This window comes from Gemmatimonadales bacterium (assembly GCA_030697825.1).
Lineage (GTDB): Bacteria > Gemmatimonadota > Gemmatimonadetes > Gemmatimonadales > JACORV01 > JACORV01.
In genome coordinates this window covers 24,627-42,149 of the sequence record JAUYOW010000151.1, presented here as the reverse complement: position 1 = coordinate 42,149, position 17,523 = coordinate 24,627, and the positions used below count along the sequence as shown (strand labels likewise).

At 66.2% G+C, this 17,523-nt stretch carries 15 protein-coding genes; 7 read left to right on the top strand and 8 right to left on the bottom strand.

From position 1 onward, the window contains the following. From Q8Q85_08515 to Q8Q85_08505, 3 genes are all read left to right on the top strand, one after another. A partial coding sequence (locus tag Q8Q85_08515; GenBank protein ID MDP3774295.1) for a phage Gp37/Gp68 family protein occupies nt 1–647 on the top strand: 647 nt, incomplete at its 5' end. Nucleotides 648–891: 244 nt separating this feature from the next. Continuing rightward, nucleotides 892–1,518 carry a DUF433 domain-containing protein gene (locus Q8Q85_08510; GenBank protein MDP3774294.1) on the top strand — a complete coding sequence of 209 codons (627 nt, stop codon included), beginning with the start codon at nt 892–894 and terminating at the stop codon, nt 1,516–1,518. Next, the gene (locus Q8Q85_08505; protein MDP3774293.1) at nt 1,515–1,790 is read left to right on the top strand and encodes a DUF5615 family PIN-like protein; all 276 of its coding nucleotides are present in this window, start codon (nt 1,515–1,517) and stop codon (nt 1,788–1,790) included. The genes Q8Q85_08510 and Q8Q85_08505 overlap by 4 nt, the downstream gene beginning before the upstream one ends. 40 nt (nt 1,791–1,830) lie before the next feature. Here Q8Q85_08505 and Q8Q85_08500 read toward each other — a convergent pair whose 3' ends face one another. Together Q8Q85_08500 and Q8Q85_08495 are read right to left on the bottom strand one after the other, a co-directional pair. Next, complete coding sequence (locus Q8Q85_08500) at nt 1,831–2,820, bottom strand: hypothetical protein (GenBank protein MDP3774292.1); 990 nt, start codon at nt 2,818–2,820, stop codon at nt 1,831–1,833. Between the two features lie 11 nt (nt 2,821–2,831). Then, a complete protein-coding gene (locus Q8Q85_08495) occupies nt 2,832–3,035 on the bottom strand; it encodes a hypothetical protein (protein ID MDP3774291.1) in 204 nt (67 codons plus the stop codon). Nucleotides 3,036–3,528: 493 nt separating this feature from the next. On the opposite strand from Q8Q85_08495, the gene Q8Q85_08490 reads away from it, so the two are divergent. Beyond that, nucleotides 3,529–5,367 (top strand): hypothetical protein, encoded by a 1,839-nt coding sequence (locus Q8Q85_08490; GenBank protein ID MDP3774290.1) that lies wholly within the window; start codon nt 3,529–3,531, stop codon nt 5,365–5,367. A gap of 50 nt (nt 5,368–5,417) precedes the next feature. Here the strand turns inward: Q8Q85_08490 and Q8Q85_08485 are convergent, their stop codons facing one another. From Q8Q85_08485 to Q8Q85_08470, 4 genes are all read right to left on the bottom strand, one after another. Further along, complete coding sequence (locus Q8Q85_08485) at nt 5,418–6,599, bottom strand: restriction endonuclease subunit S (protein ID MDP3774289.1); 1,182 nt, start codon at nt 6,597–6,599, stop codon at nt 5,418–5,420. Next, complete coding sequence (locus Q8Q85_08480) at nt 6,599–8,155, bottom strand: class I SAM-dependent DNA methyltransferase (GenBank protein ID MDP3774288.1); 1,557 nt, start codon at nt 8,153–8,155, stop codon at nt 6,599–6,601. The genes Q8Q85_08485 and Q8Q85_08480 overlap by 1 nt, the downstream gene beginning before the upstream one ends. A 12-nt stretch (nt 8,156–8,167) precedes the next feature. Then, a complete protein-coding gene (locus Q8Q85_08475) occupies nt 8,168–9,217 on the bottom strand; it encodes a Fic family protein (protein MDP3774287.1) in 1,050 nt (349 codons plus the stop codon). A 91-nt stretch (nt 9,218–9,308) separates the two neighbouring features. After that, nucleotides 9,309–12,128 (bottom strand): DEAD/DEAH box helicase family protein, encoded by a 2,820-nt coding sequence (locus Q8Q85_08470; GenBank protein ID MDP3774286.1) that lies wholly within the window; start codon nt 12,126–12,128, stop codon nt 9,309–9,311. 224 nt (nt 12,129–12,352) lie between these two features. Between Q8Q85_08470 and Q8Q85_08465 the strand changes: the two genes are divergently transcribed. The 3 genes from Q8Q85_08465 to Q8Q85_08455 all read left to right on the top strand — a co-directional run bounded on the left by Q8Q85_08465 (nt 12,353) and on the right by Q8Q85_08455 (nt 15,218). Further along, nucleotides 12,353–12,901, top strand: a complete 549-nt coding sequence (locus Q8Q85_08465; protein MDP3774285.1) for a cob(I)yrinic acid a,c-diamide adenosyltransferase — start codon at nt 12,353–12,355, stop codon at nt 12,899–12,901. Between the two features lie 61 nt (nt 12,902–12,962). Next, nucleotides 12,963–14,069, top strand: a complete 1,107-nt coding sequence (gene aroB / locus Q8Q85_08460) for a 3-dehydroquinate synthase (GenBank protein MDP3774284.1) — start codon at nt 12,963–12,965, stop codon at nt 14,067–14,069. A 252-nt stretch (nt 14,070–14,321) separates the two neighbouring features. Beyond that, a complete protein-coding gene (locus Q8Q85_08455) occupies nt 14,322–15,218 on the top strand; it encodes an RNA polymerase sigma factor RpoD/SigA (GenBank protein ID MDP3774283.1) in 897 nt (298 codons plus the stop codon). Nucleotides 15,219–15,293: 75 nt separating this feature from the next. On the opposite strand, the gene Q8Q85_08450 is transcribed toward Q8Q85_08455, so the two are convergent. Together Q8Q85_08450 and Q8Q85_08445 are read right to left on the bottom strand one after the other, a co-directional pair. Then, nucleotides 15,294–16,616: a hypothetical protein gene (locus Q8Q85_08450; GenBank protein ID MDP3774282.1), complete on the bottom strand. Its 1,323-nt coding sequence runs from the start codon at nt 16,614–16,616 to the stop codon at nt 15,294–15,296. A 31-nt stretch (nt 16,617–16,647) separates the two neighbouring features. After that, the gene (locus Q8Q85_08445) at nt 16,648–17,517 is read right to left on the bottom strand and encodes a phosphodiester glycosidase family protein (GenBank protein ID MDP3774281.1); all 870 of its coding nucleotides are present in this window, start codon (nt 17,515–17,517) and stop codon (nt 16,648–16,650) included. Nucleotides 17,518–17,523 lie beyond the last annotated feature (6 nt).

Genomic DNA, 17,523 nt, shown 5'->3' with positions numbered 1-17,523 from the left:
AGGTATACGGCCGCCGCCTCCCGGTCGTGGATACCCCGACGAACCGAAGCGATCCGTTCGCGGTAAGGCTCTGGCCCGAGCGGCTGCCGCAGCCCGATCGCTGGAGGGACTCGCGTCTCGTTTTCGTCAACTCCATGTCCGACCTGTTCCACGCGGATATCCCCGAAGCATTTGTGCGGCAGGTGTTCGAAGTCATGCTGAGTGTGGACCGACACATCTACCAGGTGCTCACGAAGCGGCCGGCCCGGGCGCTGCGATTCTGGAAACGGAACGGGGACCTGTTCGCGGGGCGACCGATTCCCGATCACATCTGGATCGGCACATCGGTCGAGAACCAGGATGTGGTGCGCCGCGTGGACCATTTGCGCATGGTACCGGCGGACGTGCGCTTCTTGTCGTGCGAGCCGCTGTTGGGTCCGATGTGCCTTGACCTCACGGACATCCACTGGGTGATCGTGGGAGGCGAGAGCGGAATCGGCTATCGGCGGCTGGATCCTGGCTGGGCTCGAAGCATCAGAGACCAATGCCTTGATGCGGGAGTCGCCTTCTTCTTCAAGCAGGTTGGTGGGCGCACGCCGAAGGCTGGTGGACGGCTCCTGGATGATCGCGAGTGGGACGAGATGCCGGCTGTCGCCAGCGTCGCCTAGCGTCGGGGACCGATCTGGGCGGGCCCCCGAGATCGAGCTGGTCCGCGACCCTTGGGACCTCGAGCTGAGGGGCCTGCCCGGCTGGCGCGGATGCCGTGGAGCCCTATTATTCTGGCGGCCGTCGAACTAGTCCCACCAAGGAGGCCCCCTGAGCGGTCCACACGTCCCCCTGGGAGTAGGCATCTACAGCCGGGCCGAGGCTGCCCGCCTTCTTCGCTTGACGCCAACGAGGCTAGGCCGGTGGGTGCGTGGATACACTTACTGGCTCAAGTCCGGCCGCTCGCCGCGTCGCACCCGGCAGCCTCCGGTCGTTCGCACAGACCTCCCCACGATCGACGACACGGTTTCGCTGTCCTTCCTCGAGCTCATGGAGTTGCGCGTCGTAATGGGGTTCGTCAACAAGGGTGTGCCCTTACAGCGGGTTCGGGTCGCCGCCCGCCGAATTGGGGAGCTGTTCGGCACCGCTCATCCGTTCGCGGACCGGCGGGTCTTCACCGATCACGAGCAGGTCTTCGTCGGCGTCTCGGCAGTAGAGTCGCAGCCTGACTTGCTGCAAGTGAGCGGTAGGCGCGCGACGCTCCAGCTGATCGCGGGGAGAATACTCGCGCACTACGTGGAGGAGATCGATTTCGACGCGACGACCTCGCTGGCGGAGCGTTGGTTCCCGTGCGGGCGCGACGTGCCGATCGTCCTGGATCCCCACATCTCGTTCGGTGCGCCAGTCCTCGTCGGCACCCGGATCCGTACCGACATCCTGGCCCTCTACGCCTCGGGGAACCCCGCCAGAACGGTGGGGCGGGCGTTCGAGCTCACGTCGGCCCAAGTGGGCGCCGCGATCGATTTCGAGGCCCAGCTCGCTCACGCCGCTTGATCTTCCTGCTGGACGCGAACTTCCCGCCACAGCTCGCGCGCGCGCTGCAGGCCCTCGACCAGGAAGACTGTCAGTTTCGCCATTCACCCAATGAATTCGGTGCTGCTGCGACGGACGAGGTGATATTCGCAGGCATCAAGGAGAGCGGCTGGTTTCTGATCACGCTCGACGCCAAGATGTCGCGCCGCCCGGCGCAGCGTCAGGCAATTGTTGACAGCCCACAACACGGCCGGCCCCGCCCAATGGACGACTCCGGCATGAGTCTGACATAGTTGCGAGACCCTATGACCACACCGATCTCCCCGACACTGTTCACGGCCCCTGAGGGACAGGTGCCACAGGCTGCGGTGCCTGCGGCATCATGATCGGAACCTGTATCGCTTGCTGGAGTTTCACGAAGGCCTTGCCCAAGTGGTTCTCGATGATCTTGACGCACGCGGTAGCACCGAACGTGTGCGTCGTGGCGTGAAACACCGACAGCGCCAGATCCTGAAACTGCTGATCGGCTTCCAGAGGCACGATCGCAAGCCCCATCGCCTGCGCTTTATCTCGCGTAATGTGGCGGCCGTGACTCTTGAAGCTGCCGTGGTCGCGCAGCTGCCCGGCGATGGACCGCGCAATCGTTTCGGCGTCCAACTTTCCCTTGAACATCCACCGCGCCAGCCACTCGGCGACGAGGTCCTCGGCGAGGGCGAGCGCGTTCTCGCACTGCTTGAGGAGCGCGGGACCGTACTGGCTCAGCATCGGGAGCCAAGCGCCGAGCTTGGCCGGATCCTTGCACTCCTCCCGGGCTAGGTCGAACTGGTCGAGGATCGCCTGCGCGGGCACGGAGCTCCGGCCGAATGGACCGCCGATGATGAACTGCGGGTCAATCGGCCCGAGGGCGGAGTGCTTGCCCATGACAATCTCGTCGGCGGCACAGACCAGCATCGTCGCAGCTGACATCGCTGCCTGCGGGATGATCGCCCGGATGTGCGAGAACTTGGAGCGCAGGTACTGGACGACCATCTCCGTGGCTTCAGCCGACCCACCGGGACTGTGCACGATGAGGTCGAGCGGGGCGTCGGGGAGGCCGTGAATGACCTCCATCAACCCCTGAAGGTCCTCATCGTTGATGGAAATCGTATCCGGATCAACGTTGGTCGCCCCCTGCGTCCACTTCGTGGCGTAGAGGATGACGCTGCGACCGGTGTGGGCGTGCAGGCTGGCGAGATACTTGCGCCGAACCCCATCGAAGTCAGGCTGACCTGATGGGGCTCGCGTATTCAGAAGCTCGTTGAGGATGCCGCTCCATGTTGGCATGGCGAGGTCGCCTATCCCGATGTTCGATCGCTCACCGACTGGATGGATCGGTCACCCGCTCGGAGGTACGGCTGCGCCTGCGTCAGCGTCGCTTGGGCGCGCGAGTAGACCTCCATCACTTCCCTGACTCCCGGGTTTTCCTGGGCCTTCCGGATCATCTCTGCGAGATCCTCCTCGCGCTGGGACGCCGGAGCCGTGCCTGGACCCTCGGACATCGCGAGCCTCCTAACGGGCGGGGTTTCCGCTTGTGAACCTGGTCACAAGCTAACCCCCGGAATGTCCGTGCCCTGGAAGCCTTAGTCAAGACCGCCTTCGGGGAGCCGCTCAGGGCACCGTTGTCGCCCGCTCAGACACTGTCTCTTCGACCCAGCTTCTCGATCACGCCCTCAATCGACGTCTCCCCGGCCAGCGCGCGGAGCGTGCTCAGGTGCGTATCGCCCTGGACGGAGCTGGAGCTGGCGAACCTCCTCTGCCACGACGCGCGGCGCCGGGTGCGGGCCACCTTACGCGCAGCTTATCTTGGTAGCGTCCTGCACACGGATCTGCCATCGCATGGATCTTCTTCGGCAAGAAGTAATCGCGGCTCACCTCCGATACAGTAGTGTTGCGGAGCCTCTTCGAACACGCGCCTATGCCCAGCTTGCAGCGAAGGCTCTCCTCCTCGCCGGGCGCGATTCACGAGTCTCGGTCGATCGAGTCTGTCGCTCAGTGACCGAGATGGTTGCCGGGGGGTCGCCGCCTAGACAGGAGATTCTCGAAGCGCTGCGACTGCTTGAACAACAAGGGGTCGTTGAGCCCACCTACAGGAAATGGAGGCTGAGGCGGAAGAGCTGGGAAGAACTTGGAGCCCAAGTCATAAGGCGTAGAGAGCGAGTTCTATCCATCCTGGATCGCCATTTTCCAGCTGACCTAGATCGATCGCAGCTGGCTAGGTGGTTTGACGACGCATGCGTGTCGTTTTTCGTGACTTACGGCGACCGATGGGTGGCCGCGATCACCCGCAAGACGCCCATCATTGGCGCGGCTGGTCCAAGTCTCGGTTCCGTCGTCAAGACGACGGCGACCAACGTGGGTCTGCAAGCACGGGTTGATGCGCTGATATCCGGATTCAAGCGCTTCTTGGACAGCAGTCTCCCCGAGGACACGGAGCATCTCTGGTCGCTGGGGATGGCAACCTTTGCGTCGCGGCTGGTGTGTGCAGGGATTGGCGCCGATCCGATCAGCACCCGGGAACTCCGCGATAGCATGGTCTTTCTCGATACCAATGCTCTGTTGGCCATCGCCCTCGAAGCCAGCAGGCCGGCTGCTGCATTCCAAGCGCTTGGAGAGGCACTGCGAGCGATCAATGCGCAGCTGTTCTATTGCTACCCGACGCGTGAAGAGTACCGACGCGTCGTCAGTCGCTGGACAACGGACACGCTGCGGGTAATCGACCGATACGGAACGGCTGTGCTTGAAGACTCTGAGGACCCATGGATAAAGACGGCCGTAGGGCGCTACTGCAGAGACAGGGCCGACTATCAGAGGTTCTTCGATCAGATCATGGATCCCCCAGTAGGCATCGGGGATCAGCTACGGATTACTCTGCTCGACGAGCCAGACGTGGCGAAGGCAGCCGCAGGTGCTGAGGAAGACAAGCAGCTTGTCACTCAGATCCAGACTCATTGGCGCGAGCGGCGGCACCGACCGAAACCGATTCACCTAGCCCGCCACGATGCCGCTGTGACCGGCGTGGTCCGACACCTACTGGAGCGTGGCGATCGCGCATGGGTTCTGACGCTTGACCTGACGATGCACGACCTCGCCCTTCGATGGGCCGGCCCGACGGGTACCCCCTTGTGGGTGTCGCTCGACCCGTTGCTCCAGATCCTGGCCGTGGACCAGTCGGGAACGAAGGTTGACGCAGTGCAATTTGGCCCGATCCTAGCCAGACTCATTTCCAACGAAGTAGAGGTCTCTCAGGCCACGTACGCTGTCGAAGACTTGCGATGGCTGGACGAGATACATCGGGATGTGAAGGAACTACCCAAGGAAACTGTCCAGGAGCTCGCACGGGAGATACACGCGGCGCGAATGGCCGGCGCAAAGCGGAACGATCCGGAGCTTAGGCTCAAGATCGAGCGTGCCTACCAACGAGCCACCGCGAAGCTTGTCGCTGATCATGGGGAAGCTCGGGTGATAGTCGCGCAGGCCCTCGATGAAAAGGCGCAAGTGGAAACCTCGCGAAAACGGATCGAGGATATCGCCCGGGAGGAAGTCGAAATCAGATTGGAGCGTGCCGCGAGGAATCGGCTGCTGCTGCGGGTGCTTGGTTGCCTACTTCTGGGCCTGAGCACGGCCTGGGGCGTGCGGGAGCTGTTTGGCTGGGCCTGGGAAGGCGGGAGTCGACGGGATCTGCTCAGCCTGATTCTTCCACTTTCAGGGCTTGTCATTCCTCCGTTCGCGCTAGTCTGGAGCTGGGCCCTCCCCAGCTATCGAAGCGAGATCCGCGACGTGCCCGACAAGGCTCGGCTCGAGGTCGCGGAGCGCACTAGCACAAAGTGGTGAAGCAGCCGAGACGGGCGACGGGCCGCGAGGCCGTGTCCCTGGTGGGAGCCTCATGAGCTTCGCTGCCCCTCCCCACCAAACGCCCGCTGCGCCAGCGAGTCAAAGAGGTCGGCTGCGTGGGCGCCCGCCTGCATCGAGCGATTGAGGACCGCAACGGCCCTGTCATAGAGCCTCGCATATCGTTCAATAAGCCCGATGGGAGGTGTCGGAACGCGTTGTCGTTCGAACGCCGATTTCTTGAGTATCGGCAGCGTCGTAGCAGTCGCGCGGCTCACGATCGCCGTTCGAGCTTGCCGAAGTACCATCAACAGATACGCCGGAGTCATGGTGTCGCGATTCAGTATCACGGCATGAATCTGCTGATTGACGCACACTGGTACGGCCGTGTACCCGCTCTTCCCGATCGTCGCGCCAATGCCGCAGAATAGCACAGCTCCTGCGGGCAGAACCTCGACGAGGCGCTGGCCCTTGGGCGCGACGTGCCTGTCAGACGCTGTGATAGGCGAGGCCTCGTCCAACTGCGCTGGTCTGATGAACGGAAGACCTGCATCCGAGTAGTTGTCGACGTCGTCGGTCGGTGGAGTGGACCCAGTGACGACCCGACCAAGCTCCGCCAGTGGCATCGTCGGCCACCCCTTCTCATTCCTCACCGGATCCCCAAACATCTCCAGAAATGCCGAGCGCAGGAACTCGTCCAGTAGCCGCAGGCTCTCCCGCCGCTTCCGCCGAATCCCATCCGCCTTGTCCAACACCGCCGCGATCCGCCGCTGCTCGGCGAGAGAAGGCAGGGGGACCCGATGCCGCCTGAGTGTGTCTGCCGGTAGCCTCTTCTGCCCCGCAGTACCGGTCATGTATCGCGCCCCGATCCTCCGGAAACCAGTGTTCCAAAGAGCATGAAACAGATACCGACCGTCCAACTCGGGTCCAGGACGAACAACGTGGAATTCGGTCGACCCGAAGCCGAAATCTGCCGGTAGGTCGATCAGGTGTGCCGCCTTGCCATTCTCGAAGCATGGCGTGATCTTGGCAACGATCACGTCCCCGCGCTCGAAATACGTGTGGCCCGTGATCAGCTCGGCCAGCGATCTCCGCTCGTGGTAGGACGCGCGCCCGTCTTCTGACACGGCAGCCATCGGGAGGAACGGGACGGCCTCCGCGCCGTCGCGCGTTCTCAGGGCGCGCGGCAACGACGGATTCACCTCCGCAACATCGGTGATCGCCGCAGCGCGCATCACTTGATCAACGACTCCAACTGTTCGAGATCGCGCGATATCTCGGCCTCGATCTCTTGAAGACGCTGGATGATCACGGCGGGCGGTTCGTACGCCGCCTCCTCGTACGCCACTTCCCTGTACCGATTGAGCGACAAGTCGTACTTGTTCTCCCGAATCTCCCCCACCGGCACGAAGAACGCCCTCGCCGTCCGATCCGTGTCCTTGGTGGGGTCCCGCGCCTTCCACCGCGCGATCGCGTCCGGAATGTCGTTCTCGGCCACCTTCTCCCGCTTGTCGTCCAGCGACCAGCCGTCGGCCTGCATGTCGTAGTACCAGACGTGCTCGGTCCGGCCACCCTTGGCGAAGAGCAGCACCGCCGTGCTCACCCCGGCGTACGGCTTGAACACCCCCGCCGGCAGCTTCACGATCCCCTGTAGCTCGCACTCATCCACCAGGATCTTCCTGAGGTCGCGATGCGCGTTGCTCGAGCCGAACAACACCCCGTCCGGCACGATCACCCCAGCCCTGCCACCCACCCTGAGCAGGTTGATGATGCGATTCACGAACAGCAGCTCGGTCTTCGTCGTCTTGAGCCGCAGCTCCTCGTGAATGTCCCCCTTGTCTATGCTCCCCTTGAACGGCGGATTCGCCAGCACCACGTCGTACCGCTCCCGCTCCTCATAGCGCTTCGACAGCGTGTCCATGTAGCCCAGCTTCGGCCGGTCAATCCCGTGCAGCAGCAGGTTCATCAACCCGATCCGCACCATCGTGGTGTCGAAGTCGGAGCCGTGGAAGGTCCGCTCCTTGAGCGCCTCCCACTGCCGAGGGTCGGTGAGCCGGTCACCCACCAGCCCGCGCTCGATCCCGTCCTCGCCCATGAACCGGTGCTCGGCGCTGGTATGCTGGGTCAGGATGTGCTGATAGGCGCCTAACAGGAAGCCGCCGGTGCCGCAGGCGGGATCGCAGACCTCCTCGCCCAGCTTCGGATCCACCAGCGTCACGATCAGCTGGATGATGTGCCGCGGCGTCCGGAACTGGCCGTTCTTGCCGGCACTCTGGATCTCGGCCAGCAGATACTCGTAGAGATCGCCCTGCACGTCCTGGAAGCTCTGCCCCGCGTCCTGCCGCTCCCGCTCCAGCTCGGCGTAGAGATCGTCCATGATCCCCACCGCCTCGACCAGCAGCGACGCCTTGGGGATGATGAACACCGCGTCCTGCATGTAGCGCGTGAAGACCTGGCCGCCGTCCTCCAGCGTCTTGATGAACGGGAAAACGTTGTCGCGCACATGCTCCAGCATCTCCTCGGCGGGCAGATGCCGGAACTTCGACCAGCGCAGCTCCTGGCAGGGCCGCTTCTTGCCGGCGCGCGTGGTGTACGTGCCGCCAAACAGCGACCGGAACTCCTGCTTCAGGAACTCGGCGTCCCCCCGGCGCTTTTCATCCAGCGCGTCGAGCCGCCGCATGAAGAGCAGGTAGCTGATCTGCTCGATCGCGGTGAGCGGATTGGCGATCCCGCCCGACCAGAACTTGTCCCACAGCGCGTCCACCTTGGAGCGCAGAGCCGAAGTGAGCATGCCGAGACTCCCTTACTGGTTCTGCGGCGCCCACCGCGCGCCGCGTCCGGTGCCCTGTACCGCGAGTTTCCCCTCGTCGCGAAGCCGCTGGAGCACGTGCCGCACCATGTCGCGGCTCACCCCCGGGCACTCGGCCTCGATCTCCGTGATGCCGAACGGCCGCGTGCGGCGTGCCACCGCCTGCTCGACCAGGTCGGTCTTGGCACCGCGTCCCGTGCGAATCGTCCCGACACGCTCCTCGAACTCGCCATAGGCCCGGAGGAGCACTCCCCACAGATAGGTCATCCACGGCAGCGGGTCGTGTTTTCCGTCGTGCCAACGTTGGGAGCTCGCTTCGAGCGCCTCGTAGTACGTCTCCTTTGACTGCTCGACGATCCGCTCGAGACTGATGTACCGGCCGACTTCGTAGCCCGCCTGGTACATCAGCAGCAGCGTGATGAGTCGCGCCATCCGTCCGTTGCCGTCGGCGAAGGGATGAACGCACAGGAAGTCGAGGACGGCCAGCGGAACGAGCACGAGCGGCTCGCGCTGGAGGTCATGCGCCCGAGCGTATCCAGCGGCCAGCCGTTCCATGAAGTTTGGCGTGGCCACCGGCGGAACCGGGACGAATCGCACCCGCCTGAGGCTGCCGTCGGCGTTGCGCTCCACTATCTCGTTCGGAGCCATCTTCCACCGCCCACCCACGCCCGCGTGGTAGCGGTACAGCATGCCGTGCAACTGGAGAACGACGTTGGCCGAGAACGCCATCTCCGGCGCGGATTCGTGAATGAGGTTCAGCGCGTCACGATACCCGGCGATCTCTTCCTCCGAGCGATCGCGGGGCGCGGTCGGCTTGAGGATCAGAGCCTCGATCCGCTCGCGCGGCGCCGTGATCCCCTCGATGCGGTTGGACGACTCGCTGGATTCGATGACGGCGGCTTCCCGCAGCGCCGCCAGGACCTCGGGCGCCTGCCGCCTGAACAGATCCTGGCGTCCCCGGAACTGGCCAAGAGTCCTGAGCGTGGCAGCATCGCCGCTGGAGAAGCGGATGCGCTCGAGGTATTCGGGTTCGAACGAGGTCAATGCCGTGCCCGGAAACGTGGTAATAGGGTCCAATAACGTGGTAACATTATATCATTATTACCACGTTTATGTCAAGTGCTCCCACAATTCCCTAGGCGACCAACTCAGTGGCGAAGCTGAGGATCTCCTCGATGTCCCGCGGCGGGAACACGCCTCGGACCCCCTGCGGATGCAGCTGCGTGAACGGCGACTCGACCAGGTCGCGCCGCTCTAGCCTGCCCCGTTGGAGAATGAACGTACGGAGGGTCTGTAGGAAGCGGATCTGGAGCGCCGAGTACGTGGTGTGCGCCGCAATGAACTCCTCGAACTCGCGCGTCACCAGAGTGGACCACCGCTCAAGGGGCTCGACGCCCAGCACGTGCCGGACGAGCTGGACGAAGCTGGCGGTGCGCAAATCGTAGACTTTCCGGAGCCGCTCCTCGTCAATGCCGGGGTCCTGCCGCCGGAGCAATTCGGCGAGCGCGCGGAGGTCGGCATCGGAGACCCGCTCGCCTGCCTGGAGCCGCTGCAGCACCGTGTTCTCGGCCAGGAGCGCGCGCACCGCCTCCTCGACGCGCCGGCGGTACGCCGCTATCGGCATGTCGCGCCCGTCGGGGGCCACGGCGATGCGTTCGTGCTGGGCCGTGATATCGGCGAGGTTGAGCGAGACCATCGCGCCTTCCCGCTGTTGCCTGAAGTGCATCAAAGGCGCGAGTCTTGCCGCGAGATCGCGCAGGCCGATATCCGACACCGCAGCCCACCACGCCGGCGCGAGCACGGCCTCGATGAGAGCCCGCTCCTTCAGGACCAAGTTGACGCCGAGCGGGAGTTCGGCAACCTGCTGGACGATCGTCTCCCGCAGCACGTCCATCGCGTCGCGGTTACCGGCGAGCAGCGCCGTGCCGAACTCGACGACGTCGGTCTCGAATCGCAGCGCCTTGAACTCGGCGTCCGACTTGGCCCTCAGAATGGGCGCGATGGTTTGCCGGAGGAAGCCGAGATCGTCTCGGCCGAGGCGGGCCCAGAAGGCGTCACCCTGCACGCGCGCCAGGTCGGCCTGACGCTCCAGCACCACCACGTTGTTCGCGGGCAGCGCCTCGAGATCGGCACGAAGGTCGGTCTTGATCGTTTCGGCCACTTCGCCCGCCGACCGGGCGAGCGCGACCTCGAGCTTGTCGAGCCGGGCGCGGAACAGCCGCACCGGCATCGGCACCTGCGTTCCGGGCTCGCGGCCCTTGGGATGCATCTCGAAGTATTCGAAATTGGCCCAGCAATCGATGATGAGAAACTTGTCCTTCTCCGGGCACCACGGCTTGCGCAGCGCGGGATCGGCTTTCAGCACCCGCGTGCCGCGCCCGATCATCTGCCAGAACTTCACGTACGAATAGACCGGTTTGGCGAACACCAGGTTCACCGCCTCGAGCACATCCACACCCGTGTCGAGCATGTCCACCGAAATGGCCACCCGGGGCATGTCCTGCGTCTTGAACTGGTCCAGCAGCCCACCCTTGCCATACACCCTGGAATCGTCCGACACGAGGACCCGCGCGAGCCGGCCGCGGTGCTCGGGGTACAGCTGGTCGAACAGCTCCTGGAGACGCCGCGCGTGCTTCACGGAGCAGGCGAAGATGATGGACTTGCCGGGGAGCGTTCCCGTGGGGTCCTTGATGGCCTCCTCCATGAACTCCCGCACGATCAACGCGTTGGTGCCGCTGTTGGTGACCTTCAGCTCGAGGTCGGTGCCCTCGAAGTCGATCGTCTCGGGGTCCAGCCCTTCGAGCGCCAGCTGCTCCTTCTCCGGCTCGTTGAGCTGCGGCCCGCGAATGCCCGCGACCTGGAACTTGGTGCGGACCTTGAGCACCTCGAAGTCGCACAGGTAGGGCGGGTCGTGCCGCACCGCCTCGTCGAAACCGTAGGCGAACGTCGGGTCGTGGGTCGGACAGTCGAACAGATCGAAGGTGTCGTGGGTGACCTGATCGCGTGGGGTTGCCGTAAGGCCGAGCGTTAGGCCGTGGAAGTAGCGCACCACCTGCTGGTAGGTGTTGTAGATGCTGCGGTGGCTTTCGTCGGCGATGATGAGGTCGAAGAAGAACGGCGAGATCCAGGTGGCCGGCGTCTTTCCGGCCTCGATCAGGTTCAGCATCGTGGGGTAGGTCGTGACGTAGACGCGGCGGTCCCGCACGAACCCGGCATCTCCCTCGCGTGGCCAGAAGGGAGAGGCCGGCAGGTGCTCTTTGAAGGCGCCGAGCGCCTGTTCCTGGAGGGGAATGCGGTCCACCAGAAAGAGCACGCGCTTGACCCAGTGCGCGCGCATGAGGGCATCCACCAGCGCCACGGCGACTCGCGTCTTGCCGGTGCCCGTCGCCATGACCATCAGGAACTTGCGGCGTCCCGACTCGATCGCATCGAGCAGCGTGCGAACGGCCTCAATCTGGTAGTCGCGGCCCGCGATGGCCGGGTTGATGAGCTCGACCGAGAGCGCGCCGCGCCCTGCCCGTCGCTCGGCCAGCCATTCCAGATCGCTCGGCGTGGGGAACCCGACGACCTTGGCAGGAGGGTACTGCTCGGAGTCCCAGAAGAAGGTGTCGTGGCCGTTCGTGTACATGATGAACGGTGGTTTGCCGCCGTGAATCCTCTGGAGTAGCTCGGCGTACTGCCTGGCCTGCTCCTGACCGACCTCGGCGTCGCGGCTCGTCTTCTTGGCCTCGACGACGGCGGTGGGTCTCCCCCGAAGCAGCAGCCCGTAATCCGCGAACTGGTGACCGGCGTACTCCCTCTGCGGCTCGCGCACGGCGCCCGGCTTCCCTCCACCGACGTAGATGTCGAGCTCCTGGATCACCTGCAACGGATCGTCCACGTTCCAGCCCGCAAGGCGCAGGCGGCGGTCGATGATCTGCTGGCGGGTGTCGGTTTCGGAGTACGGCTCGGACATGGCTCTTTCGGTGATGGGTAGCGCCTGACGATGCGGTATCCCGGCCGCGGACGCCAGTGTCAGGTAGCCGGCGATCGACTGACCACTCCGTCTTCGACACCGGATCACCCCCCGAGACAGCCGCCCAGACCACCGAACGCAAACGGGCGGCCCCCTCGCCGCGGCCGATGGGCGCGGCCCGCGGCGCTGGACGCCCTCCCCCGGCCACGCGTACCTTGCCCGGCGTGAAGATCTATACCAAGACGGGAGATTCCGGCGAGACCGGTCTCATGGGCGGCGGCCGCGTGCCCAAGGACCACATCCGCGTGGCCTCTTACGGAGACGTGGACGAGACCAATGCGGCCATAGGCATGGTGCGCGCCACGCCGCCGTCGAAGCTCGGCGACCAGCTCCTGGCCGGCATCCAGCGCGACCTCTTCACCATCGGCGGCGCGCTGGCGACGCCTCGGCCGCAGCGGCTCAAGCAGAAGCAGCGTGACAAGGTCGTCGTCTCCGAACAACGCGTGGCCGCGCTCGAACGCGCCATAGACCAGGCGGAGAAGGAACTGGCGCCGCTACGCGCCTTCGTGCTCCCCGGCGGCACGCTCAAGGCCGCCGCGTTCCATCTGGCGCGCACCGCCTGCCGCCGCGCCGAGCGCGCGGTGGTCCGCCTGTCCCACGAGGAGGCCGTGCCGGGGGAGATCATCGTCTACCTGAACCGGCTCTCGGACCTGCTCTTCGTCCTGGCCCGGCTCGCCAACAAGCGGGCGCGGAAGAAGGATGTGACGTGGTGACGAGGGGAGCGGGGAGCGGGGAGCGGGACCTTTCGCGCCGGCGCCGCGCCTTCGGGGGGCCGTGACGAGCATTCGTGTCCCCATCCATGAGACTCGTGACGCCTCGTACGATGTGATCGTGGGGCGAGGCGCGCTGGCGGAGTTGCCGGCGCTGCTCAGGGATCGCTGCCCCGCGCACGCCTACGCCGTCATCGCCGACAAGCACGTTGCCGATCTTCACGCCGCGGCGCTCCTGGCGCGCCTCAAGGAGGCCGGCCTCGAGGCGCGGATCTTCACCTTCGCCGCGGGCGAGTGGAACAAGACGCGCGAGACGTGGAGCGCGCTGACCGACGCCCTGCTCGCCGCTCGCATCGGCCGCGACGGCGCCGTGATCGCGCTGGGCGGCGGAGTGGCCGGCGACCTCGCCGGCTTCGTAGCCGCCACCTTTCTGCGAGGCATCCCGTACGTGCAGGTGCCCACTTCACTCCTCGCGATGATCGATTCGTCGGTCGGCGGGAAGTCCGGAGTGGACGTGCCCGCCGGGAAGAACCTGGTCGGCGCGTTCCACCAGCCGCGAGGAGTGGTCGCCGACATCGACCTCCTCGCCACACTTCCCCGCCATCAGCTGGCCTCGGGGATGGCGGAGGCGATCAAGCATGGAGTCATCGCCGATGCCGGGTACGCCGCCTCGCTCGCCGATGCCGAGCGCGTGCTGGCGCGCGACCTCTCGGTGCTTGAACCCATCGTCCGTCGCAGCGTGGAGATCAAGGCGGGCGTCGTCGCCGACGATGAGCGCGAGGCCGGCCGCCGGCAGGTGCTGAACTTCGGCCACACTATCGGTCACGCCGTCGAGGCGAAGAGCGGCTTCGACCTGCTGCACGGCGAGGCGGTCGCGATCGGCATGGTGGCAGAGGCCTGGATTGCTGAAACGAGCGGCGTGGCCGAGCCCGGACTCCGCGCGGAGCTGGCCGCGATGCTGGAGCGCTACGCCCTACCTACGACCATTCCCGCCGCGCTACGCGCGGACGACCTGCTCGAGGCGATGTCGGGCGACAAGAAAGTGCGGGCCGGCCGGCTGCGCTTCACCCTGCCGCGAAAAGTCGGCGAGATCGCGCAGAGTGCCGACGGTGAATGGACGGTGCGCATCGGAGAGGACGTGGTAAGGAGCGCGATCGACGCCTGCCGGTGAACTCGGCTGACGTCGAATGCCCGATGTCCGAGCCTAAGACGTTGTCCCGCAATCGTTTAACCTGCCATCTTCCAGCTACCATCGTCTTTTTACGATAACCAATTGTTTACGATTTCTCCAACGCTCAGGAGTGAAACAACTTAGTGATGTGGATAATTTTGTTCCCTTGACGTGACTTTCGACCCATTCCTATTATGGGCCCCCCAGTTCCACTTCGCCGACAGTGTCAGAGAACCGTAAAGGGGACCGAGCATGCGGCGGGCCAAGACCACTATCAAGGCTAAGAGTTTCTTCCGTCAGAGCGCGTCCGGCGCATTCGATCAGTACCTCCAGGACATACAAAGGCTCCCTCTCATAGGCGATGCCGCCGAAGAGCGGCGGCTGGCTCGGCTGGCACAAAAGGGCGATCCCGCGGCGGCCGAGCGGCTCGTCACCGCGAACCTGCGCTTCGTCATCTCGTACGTGAAGAAGTACCAGGGGCACGGGCTCGACCTGTCGGAGCTGGTGGCGATCGGCAACGAGGGGCTGCTCAAGGCGGTGAAGAAGTTCGATCCGAACCAGGGCGTGAAGTTCATCTCGTACGCCGTGTGGTGGGTGCGGCAGGCGGTGCTCAAGGCGCTGGCCGAGCAGACGCGCAGCGTGCGGATCCCGCTCAACCAGAACGCGCAGCTCATTCGGATGTCGCGGACCGAGATGGTGCTGGCGCAGGAGCTGGGCCGCGACCCGACGGACGACCAGATCGCGCGTGCCCTCGGGGACTCGGTCGAGAACGTGCGCAGAGCCCGACGGATGACGGCGAGCGAGCTGTCGCTGGACGCGCCGGTGGACCGTACCGATCGCGATGCCGCGACGCTGGGTGAGCGCTTCGCCGGCGTGGACGGCAGCGAGATCGAGGAGACGACGGACTCCAACCTGATGCGCGGCTTCATCGACAAGGTCTTCCTTAGGTATCTCACGCCGCGCGAGCGCAAGATCCTCTACCTCTACTACGGTCTCGAGTCGGGCTCCGAGGCGATGACCCTCGAGAAGATCGGCGCGCTGATGGGCGTCACGCGGGAGCGCATCCGCCAGATCCGCGAGCGGGCCTTCGAGAAGCTGCGCGACTGTCCGGAGGGGGCGGCGTTGATGCGATTCTGGAACGCCGCGTAGCCGACGCGGAGCTTCGCAACCACGACGGGCGGCCCCGCGAGGGACCGCCCGTTCGCGTTTCCCCCGACCGGGTCGCTACGGCCGGCCGGGCAGGCGCGGCAAGCGCGGCAAGCGCGGCAGGCGGCCCTTCCCGGGCAGCGACGGTGTCGGGGCCGAGGGGGCCGCGGCCGGGGCCGACGGCGCGGCCGTGGCCGGCGGGAGCTGCTGGCCCGAATAGCAGGCGCGGCACCTCACCTCGTACACGACCTCCGACTCGTTGCCGCGGACCCGGAAGATCTTCGCCCCGGCGACGTAGAAGTCGCCGCCGACCGTGGGCCAGGCCGCCGCGCGGCTCCCGAAGGCCAGCAACTCGGCCCGCAAGCCAGCGGCCGCGGACCGCTGAACCACCTGCTGCATCCCCTGCGTGAGCTCGCTCATGCGGCGGATCACGTCCTGTGAAGGCTGCCGGCCGGCGGCGATGTCGGCCGTCAGCTGCCGACCCAGCCGCTCCATCTCCGCCTCCTCCTCCGCCTCGGTGGAGTCCGACCTGTCGCCGTTGCCGACGTCACCCGCCGCGGTCACGGCCCACTGCCCGTTCACCAGCCGGGCGAACCCCTTCTCGAATACGGCGACCGGCGTGCCATCGGCGGCGAGGATGAAGCGGTAGCCGTCGCGCTCGACCCCCGGGACCGACAGCGCCGGGAGGGGACGCCAGCCCCCGGTGCGGCCCGACACGATGGCGACCGGCCCGTTGTCGCCGACGCCGGCCAGCAGGGTCGAGCCGCCGCCCAGTGCGATGCTGGTCCAGGACGCCCCGCCGACCACGGGGTCCGTCATGTCGCGGCCGTTCCAGCCGGTCATGGTCCAGGAGCCGCCGCTGCGCCGCATCAGCACGCCGGCGTTGCGGCGCTGGTCGGGACGCGGATCGAAGTACGTGGCGCCGGCGATCCAGACGTCGGGACACGCCAGCGCGATGCCCGCGGCGCGGAAGGGGATGCTGAGCCGCTCGGCGCTCCAGGCGCTGCCGTTCCAGTGCAGGAGCGTGGGCGCCTCGTCCTCGTCCTCCGACTGCCCCACCATCCACACGTCGTTGGCCGCGCAGCCGCCGATGGAGACCCAGTCATGCTCGCCCAGACGCGTGACCTGCCACGCCGAGCCGTTCCAGTGGAAGACCGCGCCGCTCTCGCCCACCGCCCAGACGTCGTTGGGAGCCGCACCCCAGACGGCGTTGAGGTCGGCCTGGTAGCCGGTCGGCCGCTGGCTCCAGGCGCGGCCGTCGAAATGCGCCACCAGGCCGGCGCCGCCGACGGCCCAAATGTCGTTAGGCCCCGGACCCCACATGGCGCGGTAGCTCTGGGCGTGGGCCGGTGCGGCGAGCACGGCCAGAGCGGCGGCGAGGAACGGCAGACGGACGCGCATGGTGCCTCCGGGAAGATGTGCCTGCCAAAGCCTATCGCCTGCGGACCTGCAACATCAAGGGCACGCGGCGCCACCCGGGCCATCGCACCACGCGTTTCCCCACCCGGATGGCGATCTGCGAGCTGATGCCGCCGTCGAGCGCCACGGCCTCGGCGCACCCCATCCCCGCGGCGATCAGCGCCTGCTCGGGGATGGTGAGCCCGATGGGCACCCGGCCCGCCGTCGCCCCGAACACCTCGAAGTTGCTGAGGAACAGGCGGATCCGCCCCGGATTCAGGCACAGGGTGATGCGGCGGTCACGATGGGTGCGCGAGAGCTTCAGCCCGTTGGTCCACCCGAACACCACGCGCTGGTCGCGCACCAGGAACGGCAGGGTCTGGAATCCCGACGAACCCGGCGGCATTTCCCGCGCCGCGGTCGCGATGTCCGTGACATGCACCCCGGCGCTGTCGAGCACCACGACGGCGTCGAGCCAGCCGGCCAGCGCGCCGCGACGACGGCCATCGAGCATCACCAGCCCCTGCGGAGTGCCGTTGACCCGGAACAGCCCGGTGTTGGATACCAGCACCAGCGTGCTGTCGGCGGCGAGATGATCGGCGGCGCTGCGGCGGCCGTCGGGCGGCAGCAGGGCGAGATCGAACCGGAACCGGCGCGGGTCGAGTTCGACCACTGCCACGCTGTTGCGCAGTGCTCCTTCCGCGGTACGCACCACGAAGCTGCCGGTGACTAGGCCGTCGGCGCTGTCCTCCCAGGCGATGGCGGCATCGAGCAGGCCGGGCCGCGCCACGGCCGCGCCGGGGGCGTAGTTCGGCCATCCGATCCAGGCCCCGGCGATGCGCACCTCGAGGGCCGGCGCGGGTGACTGCGCCTGGAGCAACGCGGCGACGACGGCGGCGAACACCCTGAC

Coding starts and splice junctions, on each gene's coding strand:
- Q8Q85_08480 (MDP3774288.1), bottom strand. CDS start 8,155: ATGCTCACTTCGGCTCTGCGCTCCAAGGTGGACGCGCTGTGGGACAAG.
- Q8Q85_08485 (MDP3774289.1), bottom strand. CDS start 6,599: ATGCGCGCTGCGGCGATCACCGATGTTGCGGAGGTGAATCCGTCGTTG.
- Q8Q85_08500 (MDP3774292.1), bottom strand. CDS start 2,820: ATGCCAACATGGAGCGGCATCCTCAACGAGCTTCTGAATACGCGAGCC.
- Q8Q85_08450 (MDP3774282.1), bottom strand. CDS start 16,616: ATGCGCGTCCGTCTGCCGTTCCTCGCCGCCGCTCTGGCCGTGCTCGCC.
- Q8Q85_08495 (MDP3774291.1), bottom strand. CDS start 3,035: ATGTCCGAGGGTCCAGGCACGGCTCCGGCGTCCCAGCGCGAGGAGGAT.
- Q8Q85_08455 (MDP3774283.1), top strand. CDS start 14,322: ATGCGGCGGGCCAAGACCACTATCAAGGCTAAGAGTTTCTTCCGTCAG.
- Q8Q85_08470 (MDP3774286.1), bottom strand. CDS start 12,128: ATGTCCGAGCCGTACTCCGAAACCGACACCCGCCAGCAGATCATCGAC.